Consider the following 4,478-nt stretch of genomic DNA (forward strand, 5'->3'; position numbering starts at 1 on the left):
CGAAATTCCGCTGCGCTCCACTTCGGTTTAGCCCTTGTATGTTATCGGTTCGGGCTTCTGTCGTTGTCATATCTTAAATACTTTTTCAATTATATCGTCTATTTCTTTAACAGATATTGCACCTCGAATACTTCCGTCTTGAATTACAGTTTGTTTGTCTTCGGTTATGATTAGTGTTCCGTTTTTTCCACCACCTTCTTCATATGGAAGAATTTCATTTTCTCTATACCAAGCGTATTTTTCTTCCCAACGTTGTTTATATTCTTTGTCGTGTAACATTCCACAATGTTCCCAATAATAAATTTCGCCTGTGTCATCGTTTTCAATAGTGAAGTCGGGAAGTTTTTCTACCTCTTTGATTAAAAGTTTTTTCTCGTAAAGAGGACTTAATTTTTTGTCAATTAAACGCTGATAAATTAATAATTCACTTTTTGAACGCAACATTTTTCCGTCACTTGCTTGGTGTATTAAGTTTTTCTCAAGGTATTGACCTTCTATTTCAATTAGTTCAGGATTGTTGAATAAATTTGTTATTCTTTTTAATGCGTCAGATTTTGTCGGTGAAGCAAAACCTTTTATGTCAAAAGCATTTCCTTGAATGAGTAAAATTACTTTGTCCTTTTGTCTTGTTAGTGCTGTGTAAAGCATTTCTCTTGACAACAAAAAACAAGGATTAGGTATTACAATAAAAACTTTTCCAAATTCACTTCCTTGTGCTTTGTGAACCGTAAGGGCATAAGCCAATTCAAGAGGATTGTTTGCTTCTTCTGAAAACTCCCAACCTTTGAACGTGTATTTGAAACCTTTCTGAGATGTAAATTCAATCTCTGTGTTTTTAGGTCTTCCCTTAAAAGTCATTTTGGGCGTTTTGAATTGCCCAATTACCATTCCAATTTCCCCATTTGCAACATAATTCAATGAACCGTCAGGCCACACTTCATTTCTTCGGCTATTCATCAGGTTGATAACTTTGTCTCCATATACAATTTCCTCCAACCCAATTGGCGAAGGGATTTTACCGTATTTATTCCGTGCATACTCAACCTTGTCTTTTCTGAACTGCTTATGTATTTTTCTGTTTAATGCTCTTACACCAAAAACCTTTTCCTTTACAGGTGATAATATTTGCCAATGTTCTGCTGAATTTGCAGCTTCTCTGAAATTAAAAAACCTGCCGTCTGATGAGCCGAGGGTCTTATTAAACGTCTCAACATCTTCAATTGAAGACATACCTAATTCAGAAACTAAAACATCTTCGAACTTTTTATCAAATTCCGTTTCATTTTCCCAATATTCTATTCTTAGATAACTTGAATTAGGTGTTGTAATTATGTGGTTTATGATACTGTCTGCACCGGGTTCTAAAGATTCTCCGCTAAACCATTCTGCAAGCTGCAAATCTTCTCTTTTTGTTCCACCTTGTCTGCGTTTTATAGTAAGTTCTGCGTAACCATTATTAATTCTCGGAAAAGAAGTTTCAATTCCTTCAGGTCTCAAAAAATGAATTATGTCAAGAAATGGACGACCTGCACCTATTGGTGGTAATTGCCTATGGTCTCCAACTAAAATGAAGCGTTTAACTCCTTTCAAACAATCTAAAGTTGTAGCTAACATTTCTTCGGTCAGCATTGATGCTTCGTCAAGAATAACGGTTTCGTATTGACCTTCGCAATATTGATTTGACAAAACATATTGTTGCACTTCACCATTATATCTCCCGAAACCTTGTAAAAATTGTGCTAATGTTTTTGCTGTAACATTTATGTCTTTTGCCACTTCTTCCATACGCACTCTTGCTTTTCCTGTTGGTGCCAACAATAGAACTCCATTGTCTTCAACTTCTTTTTGTCCAGCTAAAATGGTAAGCAATGTTGTTTTTCCTGTTCCCGCAGGACCAATCAATACTGAAAATCTACTTTCTGCAATTTCTTTTAACGCAGCGGCTTTCTCTTTTCTTGCTTTTAGTTCTTGTTCATCGGGTTTACCTTTGGTATATGCTTTTAAAGCATCATCTAATAAAGAAGTCCAATCTGCGTTTAATTCAAGACGTTTTGCATTTACTCTTTGAGTTATTTTTTGATTGATAATTTCTCTTGTTTCTGAAAAACGCTTTAGCTGATACGCTCTATCTCCGTTTTTCATTTCTTGTAATGTAATTGCACCTGAAAAAACAGTTTCGGCTAAATCAAAATAATCGCTATTTATATCACAGGCTGGAGAAATAGATAGACCTCTTATTTGTTTGATTATTTCTTTACGTGGCAATAAGGTGTGACCAATTATAGATGCAAACTCTAATTGTTGAATTGTTAATGCTCTTATGCGATTATTTTCATAAGGGTCTGAATATAAAATGCCGTTTGGCAACAAATTTTCAGTCTGTTTTTTCAAGTATAATCCTAAATCAATTGTTCCTAATGCTATTGGTGTAGCTGTTAGTCGCAAGTCTTCATAAATCAGATAAGGATTATTTAAATATTCTTCATCTTTTCTGTCAATTCCAAGTTCTTCTCTTTCTTCGTGAACAAAAAGAAATTTTGCTTGCTCGATATTCAAGTCAAAACGACTTAGTAAGTGTAAAAATTGAATACGAGTTGGCGTTGCTCTGGCTTTTAATTGTTGATACAGTTTTTTACTGTTAAATGGGAGTAAAGCTGCAACCGCATCTGATAAAATACCTTTGGGATTATCTAATGCTTTTTCGAAAAGAAGCCAAGGATTTTCTTCGTCATCTTTTAGTTGATTAATTATCTCCGCAGCAACAAAATGCCCTTTTTCAATTCCAAAAGCACAAAGTGCAGAACCCATTCCAGGGTAAGCACCTCTCAATTTTTCCAATTCGGCTATTTCGTTGTGTATCCATTGGATTTTTAGAGTATTGTTGTCGCCAATGCCTAATGCTTCGGCTTTCTCTAATGATTTAATACACTCCAACAAAACTCTAATTGCACTATCGTTGCTTACGTGTTCGGCAGCATATGAAAATTCAAAACGTTTGTCGTTTGGAACAATAACCGCTATTTCAGCAATATCAAAATCAATATTTTCCTCTTGATATGAAATCGCTTCGTGATAAGGTAATAAGAAACCATTTTTACCATCCTTTCTAATAGAATGTAAGACCATATGTTCCCAATATGCCGCAGCAAAGCGATTATTGCTGCCTTCGTAAGCTTCGGATTGAATGATTTTGTCAATTTTTCCAACACCAACTAAAACTCTTCCTGATTCTTCTACAAACGGAGTCTGTTTAGCATAGAAGAAAACAAGAGAATGATTTGGAGATAAGTGCTCAAAAAAAGCATTTAGTAATGCTTTTTGATTATTCAATTCTTGAACCCAATGGTCATTTCCACTTGTTGCCCAATCAAGTTGTGGTTCTCTACTTTCGTCAAAATTCAGGCTGTATAAATTCGTTTTCTCCTTTGCGTTTTCTTTCAGCATCCAATGATATGGAACTGCTGCCGCTGAAAATGCAGGGAATTGAATTTTTGTCGGTTTTAAATGGCCGTGTGTTGTCGGTGAACTTTCGGCATATGGGTGTCGTAACGTTTTGTAAAACGGAAACGGTGACATAAATGTCGCTCTTTCTCCAACACAAACTGGATACTGTGATTCTTCTAAGTCTTTTATGAGTTGTCCTTTTGTGCTGTCTTCTAATTCATCATCTCTGTTTAAAGCACAATTTTTCAAAATAAGACAGGCTCCATTGACTTTTGGATTGTTGCAAACTGAACCATTCCAAGCGTTGTCGTGCCAAGGCACACGAATTGAAAGATGTTTTAAAATGTATCTTGGATTATGTTTCATTTTTATGTTTGTCTTTGGTTATTGTCTGTTTTTTTGGGGTGTGCTGTCTCTTTAGCCTGACCGATAACGGGATTCAGCTTGGAGACGGCGGGCATTCGGAACCGTTCCCTTCGAGCCTACTCCTAACTTTTTAAAGATAGTGAACTTTTTATTTACTCGGAACCGCCCGCTGTCTTCCAAGGTGATGTTAGAGTGCGTTATTCCTTTCGAATGCTCACAGGAATGTTAACCCAATTCTTTTATTCAATCCTTGTTCGAAAATCCGGATCAAAGTTGACAACTGAATATTTCCTTTACCATTTTCAAGCTTTGAGATATAACTTTTCTTTGTTCCTGCTTTTTCTGCCAATTGTTCTTGAGTCAGATTTGCTTCCTTCCTCGCTTCTTTTAGCATTTCGCTGATGATGAACATCTGAGCATTTTCTTCATACTTATTTCTGCTTTCACTTCCAATTTTTCCGTGCTCAAGTTCAATCAGTTCATCGAATGTTTTGACTTTGCTATAATCCTTCATGATCTTATTTCTTTGTTTGAAAATATTCCTTCATTAACCTTTCTGCTTTCTCCAATTCATTCTTCGGAGTCTTTTGGGTCTTTTTTTGAAAACCGTTGAACAGAACCACCAGCCTTCCTTCATCAAAGCAGCAAAAGATCCTGAAAATATTTGA

General features: G+C 35.8%; 3 protein-coding genes. All 3 read right to left on the bottom strand.

What is annotated here, in order from left to right; genetic code table 11:
* Positions 1 to 66: 66 nt before the first annotated feature.
* Entirely contained in the window at positions 67 to 3,810 is a 3,744-nt protein-coding gene (locus ADIS_RS22040) for an ATP-dependent DNA helicase (protein ID WP_010856971.1), read from the bottom strand.
* 214 nt (positions 3,811 to 4,024) lie between these two features.
* The gene (locus ADIS_RS22045) at positions 4,025 to 4,324 is read right to left on the bottom strand and encodes a helix-turn-helix domain-containing protein (protein WP_009033879.1); all 300 of its coding nucleotides are present in this window, start codon (positions 4,322 to 4,324) and stop codon (positions 4,025 to 4,027) included.
* Between the two features lie 4 nt (positions 4,325 to 4,328).
* The coding region (locus ADIS_RS22050; protein ID WP_035807375.1) for a type II toxin-antitoxin system RelE/ParE family toxin at positions 4,329 to 4,478 on the bottom strand (150 nt) is incomplete at its 5' end.

Source organism: Lunatimonas lonarensis (genome assembly GCF_000390185.1).
GTDB classification, from domain to species: Bacteria; Bacteroidota; Bacteroidia; order Cytophagales; family Cyclobacteriaceae; genus Lunatimonas; species Lunatimonas lonarensis.